This is a genomic window from Caulobacter sp. UNC358MFTsu5.1 (genome assembly GCF_000712075.1).
Classification (GTDB): domain Bacteria; phylum Pseudomonadota; class Alphaproteobacteria; order Caulobacterales; family Caulobacteraceae; genus Caulobacter.
In genome coordinates this window covers 106,797-133,005 of sequence record NZ_JONW01000009.1, presented here as the reverse complement: position 1 = coordinate 133,005, position 26,209 = coordinate 106,797, and the positions used below count along the sequence as shown (strand labels likewise).

Sequence of the window (26,209 nt, the reverse complement as noted above, 5' to 3'; positions counted from 1 at the left end):
TAGAGATATATTTGAGCGCAATCTGAGAGGGTGGAAACGTTCTCGGGGAGCGATCGAGCATGGACCTGTCTTGGATGCGGATCGCCAACCGGGTGCTGCTGGGGTTCGTCTGGTTCATCCTCGTCCCGGCGATCTTCGCCTTCTTCTACACCGTCATCGAGACCCAGTCGGCGGCGCGGGTGGCGGTCGGCGCCAATTCGCGCCTCGCCCCGTTCACGATCAGCCGTCTTGCCGATCGCCTGAACGCCCTGGAAGCCGAGATCGAAACCACCAGCCAGGAGCTGACCGCGCTGGACGAGAAAATCCGGGCGGCCAAGGTGAGGGTCGATGAGGCCAAGCAGAAGAGCACTGCCGCCGTCAACTCGGTCTGGATCACCTTCCGCAACGCCCAGCCGACCTGCGAGCTGGAGCAATGCCTGGCCGACATCGTCACCGACAACGACCAGCACGACTGGGCCGAAGGGGCCGAGATCCCCAAGCGGGTCGCGGCCGCCCAACAGCTCTACGACGCCTATCGCAACGCGCAGTTCGTCAGCGACGACCTGGTGGATCGCAACGGCCACGCCGAAACCGCGCTCGCCGCGGCCAAGGCGGAATACAACGGGAGCAAGCCGCCCGCCCCATCGGATCAGGCGGATCAGGCGGATCAGGCGGATCAGGCGGACCAGCCCGTCACCGGCCCCGTCGGCGCCGACGAGGGCTCCACCGAGGACCAGAAGGCCGTCGCGCTCAGCTTCAACAAGCAACGCCACGCCATTCCGTTGTTCGAGTTCGCCTTCTTCCTGCCGTCGGGCGTGATCGTCGCCAGCTTCACCGGGCTGATGGGGGCGATCGGGGCGGCCGTCTATTCGCTCTATGTCGAGCTCGGCATGCTGGCGGCGCCGAAGGGCGAGCCCGACCGGACCTGGATGGCGTTCGGCGTGCGGCCGCTGCTGGGGGCGCTGGCCGGGTTCACGGTGTTCTTCGTCATCTCGGCGGGCGCCAGCTTCCTGATCCAGCCCCAGGCGACCGAGGCCACCCAGGCGGTGAACCAGCTGTCCCCGCCCGCATTGGCCTCCCTGGGCCTGTTCGCGGGCCTGGCCTCCGAGAACGCGCTGAAGTGGCTGGTCGAGAAGGCCAACAGCTTCTTCAAGTCTTCGGACGACGGGGATGGGGCGGCGGCGACCGGGGCGTGACCGCGATCGCGCGCCGCTAGGCGAAGACCTCGACCAGGCGATCGGCGGGCGAGCCCTCCTGGCTCTCGCGCAGTTCCTGATAGACCGCCACGACGAGGATGGCGTCCACCAGGCCGATCACGGCTTGGATCGCGGAACTGACAACGAGGCTGAGCGCCGGGATTCCCAGCGCGTCGATGGCGAGGCCGCCCACCCAGGCGGCGAGGAAGCTCAAGATCCCGACTCCCACCCACAGTCCGAAGATTTCTCCCCTGACCTCGCGGGTCAGGGCGTTGCTGCGCCGGATCGACTCCATCACGCCCAGGCGTTCGGTCACCATCGCAGGGACCACTACGAACCAGGCAAGCGAGAGAATGATCCCGGGAATGGCCAGAAGGGCGTAGCCGGCGACGATGCCGAGACCCGTGACCAGGCCCAGGGTCGCCAAGGCGAGGTAGTCGCTCGAGCCTCCGAAGACACTCCTGGAGGACGCGCGTCGGTTGCTGTCGTCCAGGGCCGTGCGACGGGCGATCACGGCCTGGAGCGCGGTCATGCCGAACATGGAGGCCAGCATCGTCCCGACCAGGAAGCCCCAGCGCGCCAGCGAGCCGAAGGGCGCGTCCTCGGAGAAACGTTGGTTGGCGTAGGCCATCGCCAGGTCAGGCAGGCCGGTGAAGACCACGGCCCACGCCAGATTGGCGGCGATGTTGCGTTTCAGCATGGCGAGGGCGCGCCTGACGGCGCGCCCTGTGTTGAACCGGCCGGGAGCGGCGGCGTCGGCCATGCTCAGTCGAACACCGAGGCCATGGCTTCGGGGCCGACGCCTTCGCGCGTACCGCGCAGTTCGGAATAGAGGGTCGCGCCGCCGGCCGTGCTGACCAGGGTGGTGATGGTGGCGATCAGGGCGGAAGCGATCATGGTGGCGACGTTCACGGTGGTGAGGCCGACCGAGTCCGGCGTCGGCAGGCCCTTGGACAGGATGAACGGCATCGCGGCGGCCATGATCAGCGCTTCCACGATCCACAGGGCGATCACGTAGATGACGAACAGGCCGAAGATCGCCCAGCGGCGTCCGCGGGTCAGGTCGCGGCTGCGCTGGAAGGCGTCGGTCACGCCGATCTTCTCCACCACCTTGGCCGGCACGGCGACCGACCACATCACCGCCAGGATGATCCCGGGCACGATCAGCAGCAGGAAGCCGAGCATCAGGCCCAGGCCCATCAGGATGGCCAGGCCGAGCAGCGGCAGCCAGTTGCTGAGCCCCGCCTTGAGGCTCTCGCCCACCACCACGCGGCGGCCGTTCAGGTCCGCCACGGTCGCGTGGACGATCGCGGCCTGCAGCACGAACGCGGCGACCATCATGACGATCAGGCCCACGGCCGAGCCGGCGAACACCTGAGGCGAGAAGGTCTTGACGCCGCCGGCGATCCAGAGCTGGCCGAAACTGACCAGGAGGTTGGGCAGGCCGCCCAGCAGCAGGGCCATCAGCGCGAACGCACCGAAATTGCGGCCGATGACGCCGAAGGTTCCTGAAATCACGCGTCCAATCTCAAATCGGCGCGAAGCGGCGGTCGTGTCGGTCATGTCTGAAGCCCCCTTGAACTGAAGCTTGTTCAACCATGCGACGAACACGCTGTCCATCGCGCGACGCGTCCATCCCCGTCGAATCTGAAATCGAGTTCAACGAAATCAACGTGATGGAGGAAAATACTCGTTTCCGATCCTTGGGCTTCCGGGCGGCCGCATAATGCTCGTCACCTGAAGGCGGGGGAGGGCGCACGTACGGCGACCGATGCGGCTTTCGGGGGTGGACGAGCGGGAAGGCTTGTCCGTCATGTCTCCTCGGAGACGCCCTGGGTTGGAGTTGGAGCAGGTTCGCCTCAGTCGCGACGAAGCTCCGGCGCTCGGGGTAGGCGGATCGGGCCGGCAGGCCTGGGCTGAAATCGCCCAGGCGGTCCGGGGTGCGGCCAGCACCCCGCCCGTCGGGGGCCTCCATCGGAGCGGGTTAAAAATCCGCGATCCGAAGGCTTCCGGATAACGGCTCCACGCGAAGCGCCTGTCTTCGTCGAAACGGTATTCAAAACTGCAAATCATCCGGGCGAGGCCCGGGCGCTTCGCACCCTTCCCATCACCCGCCGGGTTTCCCGGCCGGGGACATGCGCTCGCGCGTGTCCCCATCAGCCTCCACGGAGCCAAGACCCGGGGACACGCCCGAGGGCATGTCGCCGTCGGAGAACGGGCCCCCCACAGTTTTTCTGGCCCCCGCCTTCGACGAACTCAATTGACCCCACTGGTCGTGTAGGGATTTAAGCCGCTCAGCTTCACTACGCCCGGCGCTCTTTTCGGCGCTTGGCGCGTTCTTGTTTTCATGGCTCCGTTGCGGAGCCCCACGCGGATGCTGGACGACGATCACCCGATGACCGCCGAGACGATTCCCGCAGCCGCCCGTCCTTCCGGGATCAAGGGGCCGCGACGACCGCTGTTCCGACGCCGCTCGGCCATTCCCGGCTTCGGCCTGACCCTGGGCGTCACCCTGACGGTCCTGTCGCTGATCGTGCTGATCCCGCTGTCGGCCGTGGCCATCAAGGCCTCCAGCCTGTCGCCGAGCCAGTTCCTGGCCGCCGCCTTTTCCGAGCGCGCCGTCGCCGCCTATCGCCTGACCTTCGGCGCGGCCTTCGTCGCCGCCGTGATCAACGGGGTGTTCGGCGTGCTGACCACCTGGGCCCTGGTCCGCTACGAGTTCCCCGGCAAGGCCGTGGTCAACGCCCTGGTCGACCTGCCGTTCGCCCTGCCCACCGCCGTGGCCGGCATCTCCCTGGCCACCCTCTACGCCCCCAACGGCTGGGTCGGGCAGTACCTGACCCCGCTGGGGATCAAGGCCGCCTACAACCCCGTCGGCGTCACCATCGCCCTGATCTTCATCGGCCTGCCGTTCGTGGTCCGCACCCTGGAGCCGGTGATGCGCGACCTGTCGGCCGACGTCGAGGAAGCCGCCGCCAGCCTGGGCGCCGGGCGCTTCGCCACCATCGGCCGGATCATCCTGCCGGCCCTGGGCCCCGCCTGGCTGACCGGCTTCGCCCTGGCCTTCGCCAGAGGGGTGGGCGAGTACGGCTCGGTGATCTTCATCGCCGGCAACATGCCCTACAAGTCCGAGATCGCGCCGCTGCTGATCATCATCCAGCTGGAGCAGTTCGAATACGCCAACGCCGCGGCCATCGCCCTGGTCATGCTGGCCGTCTCGTTCCTGATGCTGCTGGTCATCAACGCCATCCAGGCCTGGTCGCGGAGGTTCGTCTGATGGCCGCTCCGTCCCGGGCCCACGCCCGCCACCCGACCGACGATCCGCTGTGGGCCAAGGTCGTGGTCATCGGCCTGGTCCTGGCCTTCCTGGGCCTGGTCCTGATCCTGCCGCTGGCCGCGGTGTTCGCCGAAGCGCTGCGCAAGGGGCTGGGCCCCGCGATCGCCGCGGTCTCGACGCCCGACGCCTGGGCCGCGATCAAGCTGACCCTGATCACCGCCGGCATCGCCGTGCCGTTCAACGCCGTGTTCGGCCTGTGCGCCGCCTGGGCGATCGCCAAGCACGACTTCCCCGGCAAGCCGCTGCTGATCACCCTGATCGACCTGCCGTTCTCGGTGTCGCCGGTCGTGGCGGGCCTGATCTACGTGCTGGTCTTCGGCCTGCAGGGCTGGTTCGGCGAGCGCCTGATCGACCACGACATCAAGATCATCTTCGCCATCCCGGGCATCGTGCTGGCCACGATCTTCGTGACCTTCCCGTTCATCGCCCGCGAACTGATCCCGCTGATGCAGGAGCAGGGCGTGTCGGAGGAGGAGGCGGCCGTCTCGATGGGCGCGTCGGGCCTCTACACCTTCTGGCGGGTGACCGCGCCCAACGTCCGCTGGGGCCTGCTGTACGGCGTGCTGCTGTGCAACGCCCGGGCCATGGGCGAGTTCGGCGCCGTCTCGGTGGTCAGCGGCCACATCCGCGGCCTGACCAACACCATGCCGCTGCACGTCGAGATTCTGTACAACGAGTACGACTTCGTCTCCGCCTTCGCCGTCGCCGCCTTGCTGTGCCTGCTGGCGATCGTGACCCTGGTGCTCAAGAGCGCGCTCGAGATCGCCCAACCCGACGTCAAGCGCGGCGGCGGCCACTAGATCAGACCGGAACGATCAGACCCCATGACCATCTCCATCCGTTCCGTCGAAAAGAAGTTCGGCCGCTACCCGGCCCTGAACCATGTCGACCTCGAGATCGCCGACGGCGAGCTGGTGGCCCTGCTGGGTCCCTCGGGCTCGGGCAAGACGACCCTGCTGCGCACGATCGCCGGCCTGGAATTCCCCGACGCCGGCCAGGTGCTGTTCGAGGGCGAGGACGTCACCTTCGCTTCGGCCGCCGCGCGCCGCGTCGGCTTCGTGTTCCAGCAGTACGCCCTGTTCAAGCACATGACCGTGGCCCGCAACATCGCGTTCGGCCTGGACGTGCGGAAGGGCAAGGACAAGCCGCCGAAGGCCGAGATCGCCCGCCGGGTCGACGAACTGCTGAAGCTGGTCGAGCTGGACGGGCTGGGCAAGCGCTACCCCTCGCAGCTGTCGGGCGGCCAGCGCCAGCGCGTGGCCCTGTCTCGGGCCCTGGCGGTGCAACCCAGCGTGCTGCTGCTGGACGAGCCGTTCGGCGCCCTGGACGCCACGGTCCGCAAGTCGCTGCGCAAGGAGTTGCGCCGAGTCCACGACGCCACCGGCGTCACCACCATCTTCGTCACCCACGACCAGGAAGAGGCCCTGGGCCTCGCCGACCGCGTGGCCATCCTGAACGCGGGCCGCATCGAGCAGATCGGCACGCCGGACGAGGTGCACGACAACCCCGCCACCCCGTTCGTCTGCGGCTTCGTGGGCGAGGCCAATCGGTTCGAGGGGACGGTCTCGGGCGGACGCTTCACGTCGGGCGCGGTGTCGTTCGCCGCCAACGGCGCCCGCGACGGGGCGGCCGTGGGCTTCGTGCGGCCACACGACTTCGCCCTGGACGACGGCGGCTTCGAGGTCCGGGTCGACCGGGTCCACGTGCAGGGCGCCCTGGCCTCGGCCTCCGCCGTCACGGCAGACGGCCGCCACATCGAGATCAGCGGCTCGCGCGCCGAGGCCGCCCGCTTCACCGGGACGATCAAGGTCGCGGCCCGCAAGAGCCACGTCTATCCGACCTAGGCCGGGTAGCTTTCTAGACGGGTTGGGGCTCGGGCCGGCGCCGGAACGGGATGTCGAGCGACCGGCGCGTCCCGCACCGCCACAGCCATTCCAGCGGGCCGTAGCGGAAGGCCTTGAACCAGGCCGAGGCCAGCAGCAGCTGCGCCGCCACGGCGATCAGGCCGGCGGTCAGGGCGAGGGCGGGGGTGATCTTCGCGTAGAGGCCCAGGCCCAGCGGGTAGAACAGCGGGATGAACACCAGCGACTGGGCGACATAGAGGGTCAGGGTCATGCGCCCCACCGGGACCAGGGCGCGCAGCACCGCCTCGCCCCCGGCCCGCCACAGCAGGATGAAGACCAGCACCGAGGCGGCCATGCACGACAGGTCGAACCAGCCGCCGAACAGCATGTTGGCCCAGAAGACCGGACCGCTGTGATGGCCGCCGGTCCTGGCCTTCAGGACGTAGCAGACCGCCGCGAACAGGATCACGGCGGCCAGGGCCACGGCGCGGCCCCGGGCGAACCGCCCCAGGTCGGCGAAGAAGCCGATCCGGCCCAGCACCAGCCCGATCAGGAACAGGCCCAGCACCTGCACGCAGCGGCCGGTCTCGATGAAGAACCACCACTTGTTGACCTGGCCCTCCCAGAGGTTGGCCCGCAGCACCTGGCCGAGGTCGCCGCTCAGATAGACGGCCATGGCCGGATCGGAGAAGAAGTGCGGCTTGTTCAGCGCCCACGGCGCGCCGGCCGCGCCCGCCGCGATCCACAGCAGGATGTACGGCTGCAGGAAGCAGAGCCCGGCCACGGCCAGCAGCGCGCGGTTGGAGCGGACCTTGTCGAACGGGATCAGGACGAAGCCCGCCAGGGCCAGCACCACGATGATGTCGCCGCGATAGACCAGGCCGTGCAGCAGGCCGATCCCCGCCAGCAGGGTCAGCCGCCAGGCGAAGCGCCCGGCGAACGGTTGGCCCCGCCGCGCGGCGCCGTCCATCATCACGAAGAAGCTGAAGCCGAAGCACAGGGCCAGCAGCGAGAAGGTCTTGCCCATGAACAGGGTGAAGACCGCCGTGGTCACCGGATTGGGCGTCGGGTCGGACCAGTAGAGCTCGAAATATTCCAGCATGTGGACCAGGAACAGGCCAATCAGGGCATAGCCCCGCAGACCGTCCACGATCGCCAGGCGGGGCGACGCCCCGTTCGGCCCTTCCGACATCCGCGCCCTCCCCAGGTCGTCGCTTTGTTAGCGCTAACCTAGGATGCGTCGGGCCGGGCGGTCTACTGCTGCTGTTGCTGCTGCTGTTGGCGCTGCTGCTGTTCGCGGATGGCGTCGGCGCTGGCCCGGCGGCGGTTGGCCGAGCCCAGCGGGGCGGCGGGGCGGGGCAGGCGCAGGAACTCCGGCTCGGCCACCGCCGCCCGCGCCCGGCGCACCGAGACGCCGACGGCCAGGTGGCTCTCGGAATCGCCCTTGTAGACGCCGCGCGACGGGGTGACGTCGCTGTAGTCGCGGCCCACGGCCACGGCGACATGGCGCTCGCCGGTCATGACATTGTTGGTCGGATCGAACCCCACCCAGCGATAGCTGGGCAGGAACACCTCGACCCAGGCGTGGGTCGCGTCGGGGTCGGAGCGGTCGCCGGCCTCGCGGTCGGTGAACAGATAGCCGGAGACGTACCGGGCGGGGATGCCCCAGGCGCGGCAGACGGCCAGCATGACGTGGGCGAAGTCCTGGCAGACGCCCCGGCCGGCGCTCAGCGCCAGGTCGATGGGGCTGTCGGCGTCGGTGACCCCGGGCTGGTACTCGAAGGCCCGGTAGATCGTATCGCACAGCGCCTGGACGGCCGAGAACGGGTCCTTGCGGCGCAGGGCGTCCAGATCGTGCTCGGCGATGAACGTCTCGAGGGCGGGCGTCACCTGGACGAAGCCATGGGGCCGCAGATAGTCGAAGCACTCGCCGCGCACGAAGGCGCTCTTCAGCCGCTCCCACTCGCCCATGTCCAGCGGCAGGGGCCATTCGTGCACCGGCTCGGTCTCGACGGCGGAGCGGGCGATGATGGTCAGGCCGTCGTGCGGCTGGGGCACGTCGAAATGATAGACGGCGTTGCCGAAGCTGTCGGCGTACGAGAACACCTGGGCCGCCGGCTCGATGTCCAGCTCGAAGCTGACCAGCCGCTGGCGCGCGCCCTTCTGCGGCTGCATCCACAGCTCCATCAGGCTTTCGCGGACGGGCTGTTCGTAATGGTACTGGGTGACGTGGCGGATCTCGAGCAGCACGGCGGGATTCCAATTCTCAAGCAGGCAGGCGCATTTCCAGGGGATAGGCGACGAAGGTCTCGTAGATCGCCTGGTGGATGCGGGCGCATTCGTTGGCCACGGTGGTCAGCAGTTCGCCGGCGCCCTGGCTCTCCAACTCGCCGACGTCGGCGAACTCCAGCCGGGCCTTGAGGCGGCCGGCCAGCCGTTCGGGCGCCGCGCGGCCCGTGGCCTCGACGTGGCGGGCCAATTCGCTGAGGTGCTTCTCGATCTGGCTGGTGGCGAAGCGGATCGAGCGCGGGAAGTCCTCGTCGAAGACCATGAACTCCAGGATGTGCCTTGGCTCGATCTCGGCGGTGTAGACCCGCAGATAGGGCTCCAGGGCGCAGCCCATCCGCAGCACGGCGACCAGGGCCAGGTGGTCGTTCACCTTGGGGCTGTCCTCGGCGAAACACGCCTCCAGCAGGCTGGCCATCAGCTGAGCGCGTTCGAGGTACATGCCGACCATCATGAACCGCCAGCTTTCGCCATGGCTCATCGTGGTGTCGGCCGCGCCCTTGAACAGGTGCACGTCGGCGATGATGTCGTGCAGGAACGTCACGGAATTGTCGGCGAATTCCCGGCCGGCGTTGCGGTCCATGACCTTCAGGTACAGCAGGTTCAGCCGCTCCCAGGTCTCGGTCGTGATCTGGTCGCGCACCTGGCGGGCGTTTTCCCGGGCCCGGGACAGCGAGGCGACCACCGAGTTGGGATCGGTGCGGTCCAGCACCAGGCCGTTGGCCGCCTCGAAGGCCCCCGACTTGAGTTCGGTCTCGCCGACCGCCGACAGGGCGATCCGCACGGCCTCGGCGCCGGCGTCGGTCTGGTCGAGGGTGGCGTTCAGCATCACCGTCGACAGCCGCGACAGGTGCTCGGCCCGTTCAATGTAGCGACCCAGCCAGTAGAGGCTGTCGGCGACCCTAGCGAGCATCATGGGCGCCGCCTCCGTTGTGACCGTTGCCGTTGTGGCCGTTCTCCTCGGCCAGCACCCAGGTGTCCTTGCTGCCGCCGCCCTGGCTGGAATTGACGACCAGCGAGCCGCGCTTCAGGGCCACGCGGGTCAGGGCGCCCGGCGTGACCACGGTCTTCTCGCCCGACAGGATGAAGGGCCGCAGGTCGACGTGGCGGGGTTCGATGCGGCCGTCGACCAGGCAGGGCGCGGTCGACAGCTGGATGGTCGGCTGGGCGATGTAGTTGGCCGGATCGGCCTTGAGGGCGTCGGCGAACTCGGCCCGCTCCTTGGCCGAGGCGTGCGGCCCCACCAGCATGCCGTAGCCGCCGGAGGCCCCCACGGCCTTGACCACCAGCTTGTCCAGGTTGTCGAGCACGTGGCTCAGCTGGGCCGGTTCGCGGCAGAGGAAGGTCTCGATGTTGGGCAGGATCGGGTCCTCGCCCAGATAGTAGCGGATGATGTCGGGCACGAAGGCGTAGACGGCCTTGTCGTCGGCCACCCCGGTGCCGGGCGCGTTGCACATCACCACGTTGCCGGCCCGATAGGCGTTGAACAGCCCGGCCGCGCCCAGCGACGAATCCCGGCGGAAGGTGAGGGGGTCGATGAAGTCGTCGTCCACTCGGCGGTAGATCACGTCCACCCGGCGCAGGCCCGTGGTGGTGCGCATGTAGACCATGTTGTCGTGGACCACGAGGTCGCGCCCCTCGACCAGCGGCACGCCCATCAGCCGCGCCAGATAGGCGTGCTCGTAATAGGCCGAGTTGTAGACCCCGGGGGTCAGGACCACGACCTGCGGGTTGGGCCGCCAGTCGGCGCTCATGCTCTTCAGCGTGGCCAGCAGCAGGTCGGGATAGCGCTCCACCGGCCGCACCCCGGCCTCGCGATAGGCGCTGGGGAAGGTGCGCTTGGAGGCGTCGCGGTTGGCCAGCATGTAGGACACGCCGGACGGCACCCGCAGATTGTCCTCCAGCACCGCGAACTCGCCGTCCTGGCCGCGGATCAGGTCGCTGCCGCAGACATTGGCGTAGGCCTTGTGCGGCACGTACAGGTTCTGCATCTCGCGCCGGTACGACGGCGCGCCCAGCACCAGTTCGCGCGGCACCACGCCGTCCATCAGGATCTGCTGCTCGCCGTAGATGTCGGCCAGGAACATGTTCAGGGCCTGCAGACGCTGGGTCAGGCCGGCCTCGATCTTGGCCCACTCCTGGGCGGGCAGGATGCGGGGGAACAGGTCGGTGGGGATGATCCGCTCGGTGGCGCTGTCGGCGCCGTAGACGGTGAAGGTGATGCCCTGCAGCAGGAACGACCGCTCGAGCGTGCGCTGTCGGTCGGCCAGCTCGCCGGCGCCCAGGGTGGAGATCCGGGTCTGCAGCGCCGCGTAGTGGGCCCGCACGTCGCCGCCGGGGGCGATCATCTCGTCATAGGCCGCGCCGGGCAGATAGGCCGCGCCGGTCATCGGCAGGCTGGGAGTATCGTCGAGGTCCTGGATTTTCGCCGCCACGCCCGTGTCCATTTCGTCCGCCCTGCGCGCCGGATCTGAGGGGGCGCGTCCCGATCCAGCCTAGAACGCGCGAACACGGCGAGCGGTGCTTTTCGCCCCGCAAAGACCCGATGGTGGAGACTGCCCAACATTTGGGCGCCCTCCGATCACCGACGGAACCTGGCGTTGAAGCGTTTCCGAAGATTTCACCGCGTGACAGCCGGCGGGGGGGCGACTACAGGGGTTCGGGGGCGCTCGCGCGGAGACTCGGAAGGCTTGGTGCGTAAGAGATTTGCCCTTGGCGTGACCGCGGCGGCCCTGATGGTCGCCAGCCATGCCGATGCGGCCGAGCCCGCGGCCAGCATCACCGGCGTCGAGGACAAGGCGCTGCGCGAAGCGATCCAGCGCGCCATGGTCGAGGCCAAGGCTCCGCCGCGCAGCCGCTCGGAGGCCCGCCGCCGCGCCCGCGACGCCGGCGACGACGCCGCCCAGGTGCTGCGGTCGGAAGGCTATTACGCCTATGTGGTCGAGCCGGACGTCTCCGAAGCCGATCCGCCCCGCGCGATCCTCAAGATCACCCCCGGTCCGGTCTTCGTGATCGCCGATCCCAGGCTGGCCTGGAGCGGACCCGAGCCGGACGAGGGTGTGGTCCAGCGCGCCGAGGGCGTCATCCGCCTGACCCCCGGCGCCCCGGGCCGCGCCGTCGACGTCCTGGCGGCCGAGGGACGCGTCGTCTCGCAGGTCCAGCAGCTTGGCTACGCCGACGCCGTGGCCGAGCCGCGCGAGGTCGTGGTCGATCACGCCGACCACACCCTGCGCCCGGTGTTCCACATCGCCGCGGGCGACCTGACCCATGTCGATGGGATCGAGGTGGTGACCCAGGGGCGCTCGAACCCCGCCTGGATCAAGCAGCTGGCGCCCTGGAAATCGGGGGACATCTACGAGCCCGACGACATCGCCGAGCTGGAGCGCCGGCTGCGCGACACCGGCGTCTACGACACGGTCTCGGTCTCGCTGGCTCCCAAGGACAAGGCGCTGGCCGATGGCTTGCGCCCGGTGATCGTGACCGTGTCCGACCGCAAGTCCCGGACGGTCGAACTGGCCGCCAACTATTCCAGCACCGACGGGCCGGGCGCCGACGCCAAGTGGATCCACTACAACCGCTTCCATCGGGCCGACACCACCACCCTGACGGCGCGGCTGGGAAGGCTGGACAGCCGGCTGGAAGCCGAACTGGCCCTGCCGCACTGGCGGCGCAGCCAGCAGACCCTGAAGCTGAACACCGCCATCTTCCGCGAAGACACCGACGCCTATGTGGAAACCGGCCTCCACCTCGGCGCGGACCTGACCCGCAAGCTTCAGACGACCGTCTATCGCACCTACGGCGTCTCGCTGGACCTGTCGCAGGTCGACTCGCCCACGACGGTCAACGGCGTCACCACCGACGTCCAGCAGAACTTCGCCACCTTCACCCTGCTGGGCGCCCAGGCCTGGGACCATTCCGACAGCGTGCTGGACCCGACCAAGGGCTGGCGGCTGGACGCGCGGGCCGAGCCCACCGCCATCACCGGCGACCTGACCATGGCCTTCCTGAAGATCCAGGCCCAGACCACGGCCTATCTCCCGTTCGGCCAGGGGGCGCGCACCGTGCTGGCGGGTCGCTTCAAGGCCGGCCAGATCCTGGGCGGCACCATGCCCGAGGTCCCGGCCTCGAACCGCTTCTACGCCGGCGGCGGCGGCTCGGTCCGCGGCTACTCCTACCAGGCCATCGGCCCGCGCATCGACAACACCACCACGCCGCAGGGCGGCCTGTCGCTGCTGGAGAGCTCGCTGGAGCTGCGCCACAAGTTCACCGACAAGTGGGGCGCCGTGGCCTTCGTCGACGCCGGCGGGGTCGGCGTGGACAAGTGGCCCAACGGCGACGACTTCGGAGTCGGCGTGGGCGTCGGCATCCGCTACGACCTGGGCTTCGGACCGATCCGCGCCGACATCGCCATGCCGATCAGCAAGCGCGAGGGCGATCCGTCGTTCCAGATCTATATCAGCATCGGGCAGGCCTTTTGACCAACGCCCAGACCCCCTCCGGCGGACCGCCGCCCGAAGACGTTCCGGAAGTCGTCGCCGAGGCGGCGACCAAGGTCGCGCGCAAGATCGGCTGGCCGGGCCTGATCATCATCGTCTCGGTGAGCCTGGTGGTGCTGGTCGCCCTGTTGCTGGGCGGCGTGCGCTTCGGCGCGGTCACCCCGCAGGGCCGCGCCTTCCTGGAAGCCCGCACCAGCGGCCTGAAGCTGGGCCGCATCGGCCGCCTGAAGATCGAGGGCTTGACCGGCGACATCTGGAACGCCTTCGGCGTGCGCCGCCTGACGATCAGCGACGAGAAGGGCGTCTGGCTTGAGGCCGCCGACCTGTACGTCGACTGGCGGCCGGCCGAGCTGTTCTACCGTCGCTTCCACGCCGACGAGATCAAGGCCCGCCAGGTCGTGGTGCTGCGCCGCCCGACCCTGACCCCGAAGGGCAAGTCCAGCGCCGCGCCGCTGTCGGTGGACCTGGACCACGTGGCCCTGCGCCTGATCACCCGTCCCGAGTTCAGCCGCCGGGCCGGCGACTTCGACCTCAGCGGCGACTACGAATCCCAGCGGCTGGGCGGCCAGAAGGGCGCGATCACCGCGCTGAGCCGCATGCACGCCGGCGACCACCTGAAGCTCGTCTTCGACCTGGGGCGCGACAAGACCTTGCTGCTCGACGCCGAGGGGCGCGAGGCCAACGGCGGGGCTCTGGCCGGGGCGCTGGGCCTGTCGCCCGACCGGCCGTTCGACCTGGACGCCAAGGCCCACGGCACCACCAGCCAGGGCGCCTTCACGGTCCTGGCCCGCTCGGGAACGGCCACGCCGCTGAAGGCGGGCGGCGCCTGGACGCCGCAGGGCGGATCGGCGGCGGGCCACATCGACCTGGCGGCCTCGACCCTGACCGACCGCGAGGAGAAGATGTTCGGGGCCGACGCGGCCTTCTCGATCGTCGGGCGCAAGGCCGGCGCCTTCAACGTCCTGGATCTGAAGATCGACAGCCAGAACCTGAACCTGACCGCCCACGGCCCCGCCGACCTGGGCAAGCGGATCACCGCGCCCGAGGGCTTGAAGTTCAACGCCCGGGTCGCCAACCTCTCGCGCCTGACGCCGCTGCCCACCCTGGGCGCGGGCGTCGCCGACGGCGTCTTCCACCTGGACGGCGACGGCTTCCTGGTCGACGGCCGCGTCGACGTCCGCGACCTGTCGTGGCTGGGCTACAAGCTGGCCCGCGCCAAGGGCCCGGCCACCGTCGGCTGGAAGCGCGGCGAGCTGAGCATCCGGGCGGACGCCACCACCGAGGGCGGGGGCGGGCAAGGCCTGCTGGCGGTGCTGGGGCGCTCGCCTTCGGCCCAGTTCGAGGGCGCGAGGCTGAAGGACGGCCGCTTCCTGATCCGGTCCGCCAAGGTCCAGGCCCCGAACCTGAAGATCGACGCCCAGGGCGAGCGCGGCATCCTCGGCGGCCTGTCCTTCAAGGGCGAGGCCAAGGTCGCCTCCCTGGCTCCCGTTCGCGCGGGGATAGCGGGGCAGGTCACCGCCAAGTGGTCCGCCAGCCAGGGCGTCAACAAGCCCTGGATGCTCAACGTCGATGCGCGCGGCGGCAATTTCGCCACCGGCCTGGCCGAGCTGGACCGCCTGCTGGGCAAGACCCCGCGGCTGGAGGCGCGCGCCTCGTGGGCCAACGAGCGGCTGTCGGTGGCCGACGCCAAGCTGGACGGCTCGGCCGCCTCGGTCCGAAGCGCCGGCGTGCTGGGTCCGGGTACGGCCTTGGCCTTCAAGCTGGACTGGACCGCCACGGGGCCGTTCGTGGCCGGCCCCATCGAGGTGGCGGGCAAGGCCAAGGGCACGGGGGCGGTGACCGGGACCCTTTCCGCGCCCAAGGCCGACCTGATCGCCGACTTCGACTCCATCGACGTGCCGCGCCTGCCGCTGAAGGACGCCCACGTGGTGCTGTCCTTCGCCAAGCGCCCGGACGGCGGCGACGGTACGGCTTCGATCGAGGCCGGCAGCCAGTATGGTCCGGCCAAGGGGCACACGGCGTTCAGCTTCGCGCCGGGCGGACTGGAGCTTTCCGACCTGGACGTCGACGCCGGCGGGGCCAAGGCCAAGGGCGCGATCTCGCTGCGCAGCGGCCGTCCGGCCACGGCCGACCTGACGGTGGCCGTCGGGCCCGGCGCCTTCCTGCCCCAGGGCCGGGTCAGCGGCACGGCCAAGATCACCGACGGCGCGGCGGGCGCCCTGGCCCAGCTGGACCTCGCCGCCGACGACATCACCAGCGGGGCCTGGAAAGTCCGGCACGCGGCCATCAAGGCCGCCGGCCCGATGGCGCGCCTGCCGCTGACGGTCGACGCCCGGGGCGAGTCGCCGTCCGGCCGCTGGAAGCTGAACGGCTCCGGCGTGCTGACCGAGGGCGAGGGGGACTACCATCTGGCCCTCGACGCCGCCGGCGCCATGGCGCGCACCGAGGTCAAGACCCGCGAGACGGCCCAGATCCGCTTCGGTGGCCCGCGCACCAGCGCCCGGTTGCGGCTGTCGGTGGGCGACGGCGCGGCCGATCTCGACGCCGACGTCGGGGGCGATCTGGCTTCGCTCCGGGCGCAGCTCACCGGCGTCAGCCTGACCGCGATCAATCCCGACATGGCCGGCAAGGTGGACGCCCGCCTGTCGCTCAACGGTTCGGGCCCGACCCTGACCGGCGACTTCGACGCCCATCTGGTCGACGCCCGGGAACGCGGCCCGCGGACCGACCGGTCGCTGAACGCCGAGATCCGGGGCGTGCTGCGCGACAACCTGATGACCATCAACGCCACCAGCTCCAACAGCCAGGGCCTGCAGGCCAAGGCCGAGGTGACCCTGCCGACCGAGGCCTCGGCCAAGCCGTTCCACCTGGCGATCAGCCGCGAGCGGCCGGTGCGCGGGCAGTTCACGGCCCAGGGCGAGATCAAGCCGCTGTGGGACCTGCTGGGCAGCTCGGAGCGCAGCGTATCGGGCAAGGTCGACGCCGAGGGCGAGCTGGCCGGCACCCTGGCCGACCCGCGCCTCACCGGCCGCGCCAGCCTGGAAGGCGGCCGGGTGGACGACGGCCAGACGGGCCTGAGCCTGCGCGACGTCATCGTGCGGGTGGCCCTGGCCGACAACGCCATCGACGTCAGCCAGGTCTCGGCCGGCGACGGCCAGGGCGGGACCATGTCGGGCTCGGGCCGGATCAGCCTGGCCCGCGACGGGCTGGGCAGCTTCAAGCTGGACCTGAAGGGCTTCCGCGTCATCGACAACGAACTGGCCACGGCGACGGCCAGCGGCCAGACCACGGTCAATCGCGGCGCCGACGGCAAGGTCAAGATGGTCGGCGCCCTGACCATCGACCGCGCCGACGTCTCGGCCCAGACCAAGACCCCCGCCGGCGTGGTCTCGCTGGACGTGATCGAGCGCAACCGGCCGGACGAACTGGACCAGGGCGTCGAGGTCCGCAAGGTCGCGCCCGGCAGCGGCATGCTGTTGGACGTCACCCTGACCGCGCCCCGGCGGATTTTCGTGCGGGGCCGGGGCCTGGACGTGGAGCTGTCGCTGAACGCCCACGTCGGCGGCTCGACCAACAGCCCCACCCTGGACGGCGAGGCGCGGATGGTGCGGGGCGAGTACGACTTCGCCGGCAAGCGCTTCGAGTTCGAGGAGAGCGGCACGGTGCGCCTGGCCACCCAGCTGGACCGCATCCGGCTGGACCTGACCGCCGTGCGCGAGGACCCGACCCTGACGGCCGTCGTCAAGGTGCAGGGCACGGCCGCCAAGCCGGAGATCACCCTGACCTCCAAGCCCGAGTTGCCGCAGGACGAGGTGCTGTCCCAGGTGCTGTTCGGGTCGTCGGCCGCCAACCTGCAGCCGATCGAAGCCGCCCAGCTGGCCTCGGCCCTGGCGGCCCTGGCCGGCGGCGGCGGCTTCGACGTGATCGGCAACCTGCGCAGCCTGGCCGGCCTGGACCGGCTGTCCTTCGCCGACAGCGCCACGGGCATGACCGTGGCCGGCGGCAAGTACGTCACCGACGACGTCTATATCGAGATCATCGGCGGCGGCCGGGAAGGGCCCTCGGCCCAGGTCGAATGGCGCGTGCGGCGGGCCCTGTCGCTGGTCTCCAAGCTGGGCAGCCAGGGCGACGCCCAGCTTTCGGTGCGCTGGCGGAAGGACTACAACTAGCCGGCTTCCCCGTCCTGGCCCCGGCCGGGACCCGACCTGTTCGAAGCAAGGCTGTTGCGCGGGCCACCGGTTTCCCCTGGCGAGGAAGCACGAATTGCCCGCGGCCCTTGGTTTAGTTTGAACTGAGGGAGACAGTGGATTCATGCGACTCAACGACGAGGATCGCGCCGTCCTTCGACATCTGGCCGACCAAGGGCCGGTGATCATCGACCGGGCGATAGGCTGGTGCGCGATCAACTCTGGAAGCCGCCACCTGGGCGGGCTGGAGCGCCAGCGGCAAGTTTTGCTCGACGCCTTCGGGAACCTGCCGGCCGCGCCGACCGACATCCCGCTGGGCGCCTCGCCGGAAGTCGGCGCCGATGGCCGGATCGGCGAACAGGCCCATCCGGCGGCGATCGCCGTGGTCGTCCGGCCCGAGGCGCCGGTTCAGGTCGTGCTGACCGGCCACTACGACACCGTCTATCCCGAGACCTCCGGCTTCCGGACCGTCACCACGCGGCCCGACGGCGCACTGCACGGCCCGGGGATCGCCGACATGAAGGGCGGCATCTCGGTGATGCTGGCGGCGCTGGAGGCGTTCGAGCGCCATCCGCTGGCGAACAACGTCGGCTATCGCGTGCTGCTGTCGCCCGACGAGGAGATCGGTTCGGTCGCCTCGGCCCCGATCCTGGCCCAGTTCGCCCGCCAGGGTCACGTAGGCCTGACCTACGAGCCGGCCCTGGCCGACGGCGCCCTGGCCAGCGCCCGCAAGGGCTCGGGCAACTTCCACATCGTGGTCCACGGCAAGGCGGCTCACGCCGGGCGCGACTTCGCCGCCGGCCGCAACGCGGTCATGGAGGCCGCGCGGATCGCCCAGGCCCTGCACGCCCTGAACGAGCTGCGCGACGGGGTGACCTGCAACATCGCCAAGATCGACGGCGGCTCGCCCCTGAACATGGTGCCCGACGTGGCCGTGGTGCGGTTCAACGTCCGCTTCCCGGCCGCCGAGGACGCGGCCTGGTTCGAGGGCGAGGTCGACAAGATCGTGGCCGCAACCGGGGAGGGGCTGCACGCCCACCTGCACGGCCGCATCACCCGCGGCGCCAAGCCGTTCAACGCCGCCCAGCAACGGCTGTTCGGGGCGGTGAAGGAGGCCGGGGCGCTGCTGGGCCAGGACATCGCCTGGAAGCCGTCCGGCGGGGTCTGCGAGGGCAACAACCTGTTCGCCTCGGGCCTGCCCAATGTCGACACCCTGGGGGTGCGCGGCGGCGACATCCACAGCGAGGCCGAGCACGCCTGGCCCGACAGCTTCGTCGAGCGGGCCCAGCTGTCGGCCGTGATCCTGATGAAGCTGGCGAGCGGCGAGATCGACGGTCCCGCCCTGCGCGCCGCCATGACCGACCTCGCGGAGACCCATTGAGCATGCTTGTCGTCCGTCCCGCGCTGCCCGCCGATTTCGACAGCCTGATGGAGCTGGCCGTCCTGTCGGGCCGCGGCTTCACCAGCCTGCCGGAAGACGAGGTCACCCTGCGGGCCCGCCTGGAGCTGTCGCAGAAGAGCTTCCACTCCGAAGTCGCCGCGCCCGAGGCCTGGTACACCCTGATGCTCGAGGACCTGGAGGCCGGGGACATCGTCGGCGTGGCCGGGGTCAAGGCCGGGGTGGGGCTGAAGCGCCCGCATTTCTCGTTCCGCGTCGTGACCCTGGCCCAATCTTCTCCCACGCTGGACAAGCGGTTCGACCACCGGGCCCTGGTGCTGGTCAACGAATGCGCCGGGTGGTCCGAGGTGGGGTCGCTGTTCCTCAAGCCCGAGCGCCGCAAGGGCGGGGCGGGCAGGCTGCTGGCGCAGTCGCGCTACATGCTGATCGGCCTGGAGCCGCAGCGCTTCGCCGAGATGGTGCTGGCCGAGCTGCGCGGCTGGTTCGACGAGGACGGCAGCTGTCCGTTCTGGGACCACGTGGCCAGCAAGTTCTTCCGGCTGGAGTTCGACGAGGCCGACATGATGAGCGCCTCGACCGACGGCCAGTTCATCCTCGACCTGGCCCCGCGCCATCCGATCTATGCCGAGCTGCTGCCCCAGGTGGCGTCCCAGACCATCGGCCGGGTGCACCGCGAGGGCGAGGCGGCGCGGGCCATGCTGGAGACCGAGGGCTTCCGCTTCTCGGGCCTGATCGACATCTTCGACGCCGGCCCGACCGTGGCGGCGCGACGAGACGACATCAAGACGGTGCGCGAGGGCCGGCGGCTCCGGGTCCGGCTGGGCGAGGACGCCTACGGCGAGGAGGCCCTGATCTGCTCGGGCGCGGTGGCCCGCTTCCGGGCGGTGCGCGCGCCGGTGCTGGTCGACGGCGAGAGCGCGATCATCGGCCGGGACGCCGCGGCGGCCCTGGGCGTCAAGGACGGCGAAATGGTGCGGGTGAAGGCATGAGCGGCGTGTTCATCGACGGCGTCTGGCGGACGGGCGCGGGTTCCGAGGCGACCTCGGTCGACCCCACCACCGGCGAGGTGATCTGGCGCCAGGCGACGGCGGGTCCGGCCGACGTGGCTTCGGCGGTCGCGGCGGCCCGCAAGGCCTTCCCGGCCTGGGCCGACCTGCCGCGCGAGGAGCGGATCGCGGTCCTGCGCCGCTACAAGGACGTGCTGGTGGCCCGCACGGCGACTTTCGCCGAGGCCCTGAGCCGCGAGACCGGCAAGGCGCTGTGGGAGACCAAGGCCGAGCTGGGCTCGATGGCCGGCAAGGTCGAGGCCTCGATCAAGGCCTATGACGAGCGCACCGGGGAGCACGCCAGCGACATGGCGTTCGGCCGCGCCGTGCTGCGCCATCGTCCCCACGGCGTGATGGCCGTGCTGGGCCCGTTCAACTTCCCCGGCCACCTGCCCAACGGCCACATCGTGCCGGCCCTGCTGGCGGGCGACACCGTGGTGTTCAAGCCGTCGGAAGAGACGCCCCTGGCCGGCCAGCTGCTGGTCGAGGCGCTGGAGGCGGCCGGCGTGCCGCCCGGCGTCGTCAACCTGGTGCAGGGCGGCCGCGAGGTGGGGCAGGCCCTGATCGACCAGGAGATCGACGGCCTGCTGTTCACCGGCTCGGCCGCCGCCGGGGCCTTCTTCCGCCGCCATTTCGCCGACCGTCCGGACGTGATCCTCGCGCTCGAGCTGGGCGGCAACAACCCGCTGGTGGTCTGGGACGCGGGCGACGCCGAGGCCGTGGCGGCCCTGGCGGTGCAGTCGGCCTATATCACCACGGGCCAACGCTGCTCGTGCGCCCGCCGGCTGATCGTGTCGGACGACGCGACGGGCCGGGCGGTGATCGACGCCGTGGCCGCCCTGTCGGAGCGCCTGGCGGTCGGTCCCTGGAACGGTCGCGAGGAGCCGTTCATGGGCCCGCTGATCTCGGACCGCGCCGCGGCCATGGCCCTGGCCGGCGCGAAGGCCATGCCCGGCCAAACCGTGCGGCCCATGACCGCCGTCGAAGGGCTGAGCGGGGCGTTCGTCTCGCCGGGCCTGGTCGATGTGACGGGCCAGACCGTGCCGGACGAGGAGCTGTTCGCGCCGCTGCTGCAGGTGCGCCGGGTCGGCTCGTTCGACGAGGCGATCGCCGCCGCCAACGCCACGCGCTACGGGCTGTCGGCCGGACTTGTCTCCAACGAAACAGGACGTTGGGACCACTTCCTCAAGCGCATCCGGGCCGGCGTGGTCAACTGGAACCGGCCGACCACGGGCGCCGCCGGGATCATGCCGTTCGGCGGCCTGGGCAACTCGGGCAACCACCGGCCCAGCGCCTACTACGCCGCCGACTACTGCGCCTATCCGGTGGCCAGTTTCGAGGCGCAAGCGGTGGCCAATACCCTGGGCGACATCAAGGGCCTGCGCGAATGAGTGCGCGGGCGGTCGAGGCCAATTGCGACGGGTTGGTGGGGCCCACCCACTCGTATGTCGGCCTGTCGCCCGGCAACATCGCCAGCCAGATCAACGCCGGCGAGGTCTCCAACCCGCGCGCCGCGGTGCTGGAGGGCCTGACCAAGATGCGCAAGCTGGCCGACTGGGGCGTGCCGCAGTTCGTGCTGCCGCCGCACGAGCGGCCGGACCTGGCGCTGCTGCGGGCCATCGGCTTCGCCGGAACCGACGCCGAGGTGCTGGGCAAGGCCTGGAAGGATGCGCCGGCCCTGGCCGCCGCCGCCTGTTCCGCCTCGCCGATGTGGGCCGCCAACGCCGCCACGGTCACGCCCAGCGCCGACACCGCCGACGGCCGCGTGCATTTCACCCCGGCCAACCTGCTGACCAACCTGCACCGCAGCCTGGAGGGTCCGCAGACCGCCCGCGCCCTGCGCCGGCTGTTCCCGGACATGGCCCGGTTCGCCGTGCACGACCCGCTGTCGGCCCAGTCCCATTTCGCCGACGAGGGCGCGGCCAACCATGTGCGGCTGTGCGCCGACCACGGCGATCCAGGCGTGAACCTGTTCGTCTGGGGCCGCGAGGCGTTCGAGCGCTGGGAAGGCCGCTATCCGGCCCGCCAGACCCTGGAGGCGTTCGAGGCCATCGAGCGCCGCCATGGCGCGGCGCGCGGCGTCTTCGCCCGCCAGGGCCGGGCGGCCATCGACGGCGGGGCGTTCCACAACGACGTGGTCTGCGTCGGCACGCGCGAGTGCCTGCTGTTCCACGAGCGGGCCTTCGAGGACGGCGCGGCGATGCAGGACGGGATCCGCCGCGCGGCCGACGGCCTGTTCGAGCCGGTCTTCGTCGAGGTCTCCGAGGCCGACCTGCCGATGGACGACCTGGTGAAGAGCTATCTCTTCAACTCCCAGCTCCTGGTCCTGCCGGGCGCGGACCGGCTGGTGCTGCTGGCGCCGGGCGAGACGCGGGACAACCCGCGCGCCCACGCGGTCGCCCAGGGCCTGGCCAGCTCGAACGGCCCGATCGGACGGGTCGAGTATGTCGACGTCCGCCAGAGCATGCGCAATGGCGGCGGCCCGGCCTGCCTGCGCCTGCGGGTGGTGCTGACCGACGCCGAGCTGGCGGCGACGAACCCGGGGCAGCGCTTCGACGCGGGCCTGCACGACCGCCTGAACGCCTGGGCCGGGCGCCGCTACCGCGACCGCCTGGCGCCCGCCGACCTGGCCGATCCGGCGCTGATCGTCGAGAGCCGCGAGGCGCTGGACGAACTGACCAGGATCCTCAACCTTGGCGGCGACTTCTATCCGTTCCAGCGAGCCGCCTGACCATGAGCGACTTCACCGTCCGGCCCGCGCGGCCCGAGGACGCGCCGGCCATCCTGGCCCTGCACCGCAAGGTCGCGGCCCAGCCGGGTGGCCTGGCGCGCCGGCCGGACGAGGTGACCGCCGACTATGTCGCCCACGCCATGGCGACGGCCGCCGACGGCGGGGTCAATCTGGTGGCGGTCGACGCCGGCGGCGGGATTTGCGGCGAACTGCATGTCGAGCGGATGAAGGTCGGCATCTTCACCCATGTGCTGACCGACCTGACCGTGGCCGTCGATCCGGACTGGCAGGGCAGGGGCGTCGGCTCGGCCCTGTTCCGCGTCCTGATCGAGACGGCCCGAACCCTGACCCCGCCGGTCGGCCGCATCGAGCTGTGGACCGGCGCGAACAATCTCGGCGCCCAGAGGCTGTACGAGCGCCTGGGCTTCAGGATCGAAGGCCGGATGATCGGGCGAGGCCGCTATCCCGACGGCCATGTCGAGGACGACATCGTCATGGGCCTGATGCTGGATTAACGGCGCAGGGCGGCCAGGGCCTGGGGGAAGCGGCGCGACAGCGGCGCCTCCACGGCGCCGAGCTCGATCGCGAAGTCGCCCGAACCTTCCGGGCGCAGCCCCGTCACGCGGGCCGGATTGACCAGCCACGAACGATGGGTCCGCAGGAAGCCGTGCCGCGCCATGTCGGCCTCGAGCGCGCTCAGCGAGGACCGCATCAGGGGCCGCCGATCGTCGGCGAGCACGAACTCGGCGTAGTTCCCCGCCGAACGCACGGCCAGGATCTCGGACACCGGCACCCGCACCAGCCGGGCGCCGTCGCGGATGTCGAAGGTCGGCGCGGGCGCCGCCGTCTGCGTGTGGTCGGCGGCCTCGCGGGCGCTGCGCCTCAGCGACAGGTAATAGATGATCGAGGCCAGGCCGTAGGCCATCAGGTCCTTGCGAAACTCGTAGGGGAACTCGGTCGACAGCGGCCCGAACTGGTAGGGACCGCCCATGAAGGCCAGGTAGGCCAGCTTGCGCAGGGCCACGAAGCCGCTGACGTGCAGCACCGAGTAGAGCACGACCGCCGCCAGGTGGACCGGCGCGGCGCGCCACCAGCGCGGCTTCTTGCGAAACGTCCAGACCGCGACCCCGGCGGGGATCGCGAAGATCAGCATGGTGATGAAGGCGCTGCTGCCTTCCCAGATCGCTGGCCCCAGGATTCCCAGGCGCGGCGCGTCGTGGCGGAGGGTCAGGACGTTGACCACGGCGATACAGGCGATGAGGCCCACACCCAGCAGCCAGGCCTGGGCGACGCCCTGACGCTCTTCGCCGCTCATCCCGAAAAGCGCGCCGCTGGTCCCCGTGGGTTTTCCGTTCGTCCCTGCCGGCGGCCGCCCGTCCCCGGGCCCTTGGCTGCCGGCGGCCGCCCGGGTCACGACGTTCGCATCGTTTTTCAAGCCGGACGCCTTGTCATGCCTTCGCCCGTCATGTCTTCGCCAGTCATGTCTTCGACTGTCTCAATGCCCGATCGCCGCTACGACCTCGACTGGATTCGGGTCGGCGCGTTCTTCCTGCTGATCCTCTACCACGTCGGAATGTTCTATGTGCCCTGGGATTGGCACGTGAAGTCGCCGCATCCGGTGGAAGCGCTAGAACTGGCCATGTTCCTGACCAATCCCTGGCGGCTGACGCTGCTGTTCCTGGTCTCGGGCGCGGCCACCCGGTTCATGGCCGACAAGGTCTCGGTCGGCAAGCTGACCGGGGCGCGGGTGGCGCGCCTGCTGCCGCCGCTGCTGTTCGCCATGGCCGTGATCGTGCCGCCGCAGTCCTACTACCAGGTCGTCGAGTACATCGCGGCCCATCCGGGGACGTCGCTGACCGTCGACCACTTCTGGGTCCGCTACATCACCGCCTCGGGCCACTGGTGCAGCCCGGACGGCTGCCTGATCACCCCGACCTGGAACCACATGTGGTTCGTCGCCTACCTGCTGTTCTACACCCTGGTGCTGGCCGGGCTGCTGCTGGTCTGGCGCCGGCTGGGGGCGCACATCCAGGCGGCGGCCGAGACGGTGCTGCGGGGACCCGGCCTGATCCTGTGGCCGGTGCTCTTCCTGGGCCTGCTGCGCGCCACCCTCTATCCGCGCTTCGGCGAGACCCATGCCCTGATCGGCGACCACTATGTCCACGCCGTGTCGGGTTCTGCCTTCCTGCTGGGCTTCGGCCTGGCCAAGTCGGACCTGCTGCGCCGGAGGCTGATCGCGGCGCGCTGGCCGGCCCTGGCCCTGGCGGTCGCGGCCTACCTGGGCTGGGCGAGCTACGCCTTCGTCTACCGCAACGACACGCCGATCCCGTCCGACGGGCTGCGGATGGCGATGCGCCTGGTCCATCCCCTGGACGCGTGGTGCTCGATCGTCGCCATCCTGGGTTTCGGCGCCAAGCACCTGAACCGCGGCGGACCGGCCCTGCGCTACCTGACGCTCGGGGTGTTCCCGTTCTACCTGGTCCACCAGACCCTGATCGTGGTGATGGCCCACAACCTGGCCAAGCTGGGCCTGCCCCAGCCGCTGGAGGCCACGATCCTGATCGTCCTGACCTTCGCCGGCTGCTTCGCCACCTACGAGATCGTCCGCCGGGTTCCGGGGTTGAGGATCCTGTTCGGCCTGAAAGGTCAGCCGGCCGCCGAGGCCAGCCGCCCGCCGGCCTTCGCATAGGCCTGGGTGCCGGCGGTGATCACCCGATCGCCGCCGGCGATCTCGGCGATGCCCAGCTCGCTGGCCCCGGCCAGGCGCCCGTAGAGGGCCCCGAAGTCTTGCAGGGTCACCTCCTGCAGGGTCTGGATCGAGGGGATGACGAAATAGACCTGCTGGAAATCGTCGATCCGGTAGGGCGTGCGCATCACCCGCTCCAGGTCGAAGCCGATGCGGTTGGGGGAGGGATCGTCGAGGGCGAAGATCGACTCCGTGCGCGAGGAGACGATGCCGGCGCCGTAGATCCGCAGCCCGGCCTTCGTCTCCATCAGACCGAACTCGACCGTGTACCAGTAGAGCCGCGCCAGGTTGGTCAGCCGTCCCAGCCCCAAGGCCCGCTGGCCGCCCTGGCCGTAGGCCTGCATGTAATCGGCGAAGGTGGGGTCGGTCAGCATCGGCACGTGGCCGAACACGTCGTGGAAGACGTCGGGCTCCTGCAGGTAGTCCAGCTCGTGCGGCTTGCGGATGAACTGGCCGGCCGGGAAGCGGCGGTTGGCCAGGTGGTCGAAGAACACGTCGTCGGGCACCAGGCCCGGCACGGCCACCACGCTCCAGCCGGTGAGGCGCTGGAGTTCCTCGTTGATCCGCTTGAAGTCCGGAATGCCCGAGCGATGCAGGTCCAGGGCGTCCAGGCCGCGCAGGAACTCGTCGCAGGCCCGGCCGGGCAGCAGGTCGGTCTGGCGCTCGTAGAGGGTGATCCAGACGTCGTGCTCGGCCTGGGAATAGGCCTCCCATCCCTGATCGATGGTCCAGTCGGCGGCCGCGCCGGGCGGGGGTTCGGGCAGGATGTGCAGAGCGTCCATGGCGACAGTCTAGGCCGCGCCGGAGAGTAAAACCTTCCGACCATGCCTCTTCAGAACGGTGTTTCGAGAAGGGTTTTGCGCGGCCGGCGACGCTGGAAGACGAAAGATGTCGCCTAAGGCGTTGCGCGCGGAGGTAGAGCTTACTAACGTCACCGTAGCACGCAACCTTGGGGGAGGAGC

The 26,209-nt window shown here is 70.3% G+C and carries 20 protein-coding genes; 12 read left to right on the top strand and 8 right to left on the bottom strand.

From position 1 onward, the window contains the following. The first annotated feature begins 59 nt into the window (after positions 1 to 59). Positions 60 to 1,175 (top strand): hypothetical protein, encoded by a 1,116-nt coding sequence (locus tag BR39_RS0118025; RefSeq protein ID WP_029914777.1) that lies wholly within the window; start codon positions 60 to 62, stop codon positions 1,173 to 1,175. Positions 1,176 to 1,191: 16 nt separating this feature from the next. Here BR39_RS0118025 and BR39_RS0118020 read toward each other — a convergent pair whose 3' ends face one another. Together BR39_RS0118020 and BR39_RS0118015 are read right to left on the bottom strand one after the other, a co-directional pair. After that, positions 1,192 to 1,938, bottom strand: coding sequence for a hypothetical protein (locus tag BR39_RS0118020; RefSeq protein ID WP_029914774.1), 747 nt, complete (start codon positions 1,936 to 1,938; stop codon positions 1,192 to 1,194). A 2-nt stretch (positions 1,939 to 1,940) separates the two neighbouring features. Continuing rightward, complete coding sequence (locus BR39_RS0118015) at positions 1,941 to 2,693, bottom strand: hypothetical protein (protein WP_051695879.1); 753 nt, start codon at positions 2,691 to 2,693, stop codon at positions 1,941 to 1,943. Between the two features lie 877 nt (positions 2,694 to 3,570). Here BR39_RS0118015 and cysT point away from each other — a divergent pair. Genes cysT through BR39_RS0118000 form a run of 3 tightly spaced genes read left to right on the top strand, consistent with a single transcriptional unit; the run spans position 3,571 to position 6,356 of the window. Continuing rightward, positions 3,571 to 4,452, top strand: coding sequence for a sulfate ABC transporter permease subunit CysT (gene cysT / locus BR39_RS0118010; protein WP_051695917.1), 882 nt, complete (start codon positions 3,571 to 3,573; stop codon positions 4,450 to 4,452). Further along, complete coding sequence (gene cysW / locus BR39_RS0118005) at positions 4,452 to 5,312, top strand: sulfate ABC transporter permease subunit CysW (protein WP_029914768.1); 861 nt, start codon at positions 4,452 to 4,454, stop codon at positions 5,310 to 5,312. The genes cysT and cysW overlap by 1 nt, the downstream gene beginning before the upstream one ends. 24 nt (positions 5,313 to 5,336) lie before the next feature. Continuing rightward, positions 5,337 to 6,356, top strand: a complete 1,020-nt coding sequence (locus BR39_RS0118000) for a sulfate/molybdate ABC transporter ATP-binding protein (RefSeq protein WP_029914766.1) — start codon at positions 5,337 to 5,339, stop codon at positions 6,354 to 6,356. Between the two features lie 13 nt (positions 6,357 to 6,369). On the opposite strand, the gene BR39_RS0117995 is transcribed toward BR39_RS0118000, so the two are convergent. From BR39_RS0117995 to BR39_RS0117980, 4 genes are all read right to left on the bottom strand, one after another. Next, positions 6,370 to 7,548: a DUF418 domain-containing protein gene (locus BR39_RS0117995; protein WP_029914765.1), complete on the bottom strand. Its 1,179-nt coding sequence runs from the start codon at positions 7,546 to 7,548 to the stop codon at positions 6,370 to 6,372. 62 nt (positions 7,549 to 7,610) lie between these two features. Next, complete coding sequence (locus BR39_RS0117990; protein ID WP_029914764.1) at positions 7,611 to 8,606, bottom strand: transglutaminase family protein; 996 nt, start codon at positions 8,604 to 8,606, stop codon at positions 7,611 to 7,613. Positions 8,607 to 8,622: 16 nt separating this feature from the next. Next, positions 8,623 to 9,558 carry an alpha-E domain-containing protein gene (locus BR39_RS0117985; RefSeq protein ID WP_029914763.1) on the bottom strand — a complete coding sequence of 312 codons (936 nt, stop codon included), beginning with the start codon at positions 9,556 to 9,558 and terminating at the stop codon, positions 8,623 to 8,625. Next, the gene (locus BR39_RS0117980; RefSeq protein ID WP_156035824.1) at positions 9,545 to 11,077 is read right to left on the bottom strand and encodes a circularly permuted type 2 ATP-grasp protein; all 1,533 of its coding nucleotides are present in this window, start codon (positions 11,075 to 11,077) and stop codon (positions 9,545 to 9,547) included. Before BR39_RS0117980 ends, BR39_RS0117985 begins: the two co-directional genes overlap by 14 nt. A 255-nt stretch (positions 11,078 to 11,332) precedes the next feature. On the opposite strand from BR39_RS0117980, the gene BR39_RS0117975 reads away from it, so the two are divergent. The 7 genes from BR39_RS0117975 (at position 11,333) to BR39_RS0117945 (ending at position 23,016) form a co-directional block, all read left to right on the top strand. After that, complete coding sequence (locus BR39_RS0117975) at positions 11,333 to 13,120, top strand: autotransporter assembly complex family protein (RefSeq protein WP_029914761.1); 1,788 nt, start codon at positions 11,333 to 11,335, stop codon at positions 13,118 to 13,120. Further along, entirely contained in the window at positions 13,117 to 17,307 is a 4,191-nt protein-coding gene (locus tag BR39_RS0117970; protein ID WP_029914760.1) for a translocation/assembly module TamB domain-containing protein, read from the top strand. The genes BR39_RS0117975 and BR39_RS0117970 overlap by 4 nt, the downstream gene beginning before the upstream one ends. Positions 17,308 to 17,449: 142 nt before the next feature. After that, the gene (locus BR39_RS0117965) at positions 17,450 to 18,706 is read left to right on the top strand and encodes a hydrolase (RefSeq protein WP_029914758.1); all 1,257 of its coding nucleotides are present in this window, start codon (positions 17,450 to 17,452) and stop codon (positions 18,704 to 18,706) included. Positions 18,707 to 18,708: 2 nt separating this feature from the next. Continuing rightward, complete coding sequence (locus tag BR39_RS0117960) at positions 18,709 to 19,713, top strand: arginine N-succinyltransferase (RefSeq protein ID WP_029914756.1); 1,005 nt, start codon at positions 18,709 to 18,711, stop codon at positions 19,711 to 19,713. Continuing rightward, a complete protein-coding gene (astD, locus tag BR39_RS0117955) occupies positions 19,710 to 21,161 on the top strand; it encodes a succinylglutamate-semialdehyde dehydrogenase (RefSeq protein WP_029914754.1) in 1,452 nt (483 codons plus the stop codon). The genes BR39_RS0117960 and astD overlap by 4 nt, the downstream gene beginning before the upstream one ends. Continuing rightward, positions 21,158 to 22,501 (top strand): N-succinylarginine dihydrolase, encoded by a 1,344-nt coding sequence (gene astB / locus BR39_RS0117950; protein WP_029914752.1) that lies wholly within the window; start codon positions 21,158 to 21,160, stop codon positions 22,499 to 22,501. The genes astD and astB overlap by 4 nt, the downstream gene beginning before the upstream one ends. Before the next feature lie 2 nt (positions 22,502 to 22,503). After that, positions 22,504 to 23,016, top strand: a complete 513-nt coding sequence (locus BR39_RS0117945) for a GNAT family N-acetyltransferase (RefSeq protein WP_029914750.1) — start codon at positions 22,504 to 22,506, stop codon at positions 23,014 to 23,016. On the opposite strand, the gene BR39_RS0117940 is transcribed toward BR39_RS0117945, so the two are convergent. Continuing rightward, complete coding sequence (locus tag BR39_RS0117940; protein WP_035018648.1) at positions 23,013 to 23,816, bottom strand: LytTR family DNA-binding domain-containing protein; 804 nt, start codon at positions 23,814 to 23,816, stop codon at positions 23,013 to 23,015. The genes BR39_RS0117945 and BR39_RS0117940 overlap by 4 nt on opposite strands. Before the next feature lie 183 nt (positions 23,817 to 23,999). On the opposite strand from BR39_RS0117940, the gene BR39_RS0117935 reads away from it, so the two are divergent. After that, positions 24,000 to 25,190 (top strand): acyltransferase family protein, encoded by a 1,191-nt coding sequence (locus BR39_RS0117935; RefSeq protein WP_231499502.1) that lies wholly within the window; start codon positions 24,000 to 24,002, stop codon positions 25,188 to 25,190. On the opposite strand, the gene phhA is transcribed toward BR39_RS0117935, so the two are convergent. Further along, the gene (gene phhA, locus BR39_RS0117930) at positions 25,148 to 26,029 is read right to left on the bottom strand and encodes a phenylalanine 4-monooxygenase (protein ID WP_029914744.1); all 882 of its coding nucleotides are present in this window, start codon (positions 26,027 to 26,029) and stop codon (positions 25,148 to 25,150) included. The two genes, BR39_RS0117935 and phhA, sit on opposite strands and share 43 nt — an antisense overlap. Positions 26,030 to 26,209: the final 180 nt, after the last annotated feature.

Excerpts from the sequence above, each read along its gene's own strand:
- phhA (WP_029914744.1), bottom strand. The coding sequence starts at position 26,029 with ATGGACGCTCTGCACATCCTGCCCGAACCCCCGCCCGGCGCGGCCGCC.
- cysT (WP_051695917.1), top strand. The coding sequence starts at position 3,571 with ATGACCGCCGAGACGATTCCCGCAGCCGCCCGTCCTTCCGGGATCAAG.
- cysW (WP_029914768.1), top strand. The coding sequence starts at position 4,452 with ATGGCCGCTCCGTCCCGGGCCCACGCCCGCCACCCGACCGACGATCCG.
- BR39_RS0118020 (WP_029914774.1), bottom strand. The coding sequence starts at position 1,938 with ATGGCCGACGCCGCCGCTCCCGGCCGGTTCAACACAGGGCGCGCCGTC.
- BR39_RS0117960 (WP_029914756.1), top strand. The coding sequence starts at position 18,709 with ATGCTTGTCGTCCGTCCCGCGCTGCCCGCCGATTTCGACAGCCTGATG.
- astD (WP_029914754.1), top strand. The coding sequence starts at position 19,710 with ATGAGCGGCGTGTTCATCGACGGCGTCTGGCGGACGGGCGCGGGTTCC.
- astB (WP_029914752.1), top strand. The coding sequence starts at position 21,158 with ATGAGTGCGCGGGCGGTCGAGGCCAATTGCGACGGGTTGGTGGGGCCC.
- BR39_RS0117940 (WP_035018648.1), bottom strand. The coding sequence starts at position 23,816 with ATGAGCGGCGAAGAGCGTCAGGGCGTCGCCCAGGCCTGGCTGCTGGGT.
- BR39_RS0117965 (WP_029914758.1), top strand. The coding sequence starts at position 17,450 with ATGCGACTCAACGACGAGGATCGCGCCGTCCTTCGACATCTGGCCGAC.
- BR39_RS0117945 (WP_029914750.1), top strand. The coding sequence starts at position 22,504 with ATGAGCGACTTCACCGTCCGGCCCGCGCGGCCCGAGGACGCGCCGGCC.
- BR39_RS0118025 (WP_029914777.1), top strand. The coding sequence starts at position 60 with ATGGACCTGTCTTGGATGCGGATCGCCAACCGGGTGCTGCTGGGGTTC.
- BR39_RS0118000 (WP_029914766.1), top strand. The coding sequence starts at position 5,337 with ATGACCATCTCCATCCGTTCCGTCGAAAAGAAGTTCGGCCGCTACCCG.
- BR39_RS0117935 (WP_231499502.1), top strand. The coding sequence starts at position 24,000 with ATGCCCGATCGCCGCTACGACCTCGACTGGATTCGGGTCGGCGCGTTC.
- BR39_RS0117985 (WP_029914763.1), bottom strand. The coding sequence starts at position 9,558 with ATGATGCTCGCTAGGGTCGCCGACAGCCTCTACTGGCTGGGTCGCTAC.
- BR39_RS0117995 (WP_029914765.1), bottom strand. The coding sequence starts at position 7,548 with ATGTCGGAAGGGCCGAACGGGGCGTCGCCCCGCCTGGCGATCGTGGAC.